This is a genomic window from Hyunsoonleella flava (genome assembly GCF_004310325.1).
GTDB classification, from domain to species: domain Bacteria; phylum Bacteroidota; class Bacteroidia; order Flavobacteriales; family Flavobacteriaceae; genus Jejuia; species Jejuia flava.
In genome coordinates this window covers 1-1,161 of record NZ_SIRT01000026.1, presented here as the reverse complement: position 1 = coordinate 1,161, position 1,161 = coordinate 1, and the positions used below count along the sequence as shown (strand labels likewise).

General features: G+C 36.9%; 1 protein-coding gene. It reads right to left on the bottom strand.

Annotated features, from left to right (window positions below; genetic code table 11):
* On the bottom strand, positions 1 to 949 hold a 949-nt coding region (locus EYD45_RS16545; RefSeq protein ID WP_130965775.1), incomplete at its 3' end, for an IS110 family RNA-guided transposase.
* Positions 950 to 1,161 lie beyond the last annotated feature (212 nt).

The following is a 1,161-nucleotide window of genomic DNA, read 5'->3' as shown; positions in this document are numbered from 1 at the left end:
TAACCGCAAAGATGCGAGCAATCAATTTATTTCTAATAATGTTTAAGGTACTCATTTTGCTCTTCCCTTTTTCAACACGTTTTTGGTAGTATATTTTCATTTCGGAGTTATGCTGTATGGCACTTACTGCGCACATATGGGCCAAAGACTTGATGTTCTTGTTTGCGAGCGGAGACACTCTGTTCCTGCCTTTTATACTTGTACCCGATTGATATGCAAATGGTGCAACACCGCAATACGAGGCGAATTTACGAGAACTATCAAACTTGGAGAAGTTCTCCGTAACTATAAGCATTGTAGTTGCCATTTGTCTACCAACGCCTTTAATCGATAACATTAGATCCATATTGGTTTTTAGGGCTATGTGGCTATTGACGACCTCCTGCATTTGCGCCTCAACAGACTTTATCTGTTTGGTAAGGTAATGTATTAACCTTTGTTGTGTCTCAAAAATAAATTTAAAGTCCTTAGCTCGATAAATGCCTTTCTGCTCCTTTAAGGTGGTCTTATGGGCTGAAAGTTGTCTGACCAGCTTTGACCTGAGCGTCATTAGGGACTTAAGCGTGGTTATCGATTCAAAACGCTCTTTAGTTGGTGTAATCTCTTCCCTTAAACGATAACCGTATAATGCAATGCGTTTAGCATCTACCTGGTCATCCTTTCCTCTTACAATTCCCATGGAACGTTTTATATCAAGTGCAGGGGCAATAATATAATAATGACATCCCATCTCTTGCAGAACAACGGTAAGTGTGTGTGAGTACATACCTGTATGCTCATATACAAAAAGAACTCCGGACAGGTCTTTTAAATGCTCCTTGACCCAACCTAAAAATCCTTTAATGCCTTTGTTTGTATTGGCAAATTCAGAGCTCTTTTCAGATAGGTGAATACAAACATCAATGGTGTTTTTACTAACATCAATACCGATTACTTCTTTAAAATTCATAACTTTAGATTTAGAAATTAATAAATGCTACTTAAACTAAAACCTTTAATAAGGTCATTCTAAAATTCTATATGGTTCTAAGTAGCCAAGAAAAAAGGACGGAGACTAATACGCACGATAGCTCTTTTTAGCTAGTTAGGGATATAAGTTCACTCTGTCCTTTTTAAATGTAATAACAATTAATAGTATTTGCTAATCTAAAGGTTAGGGAT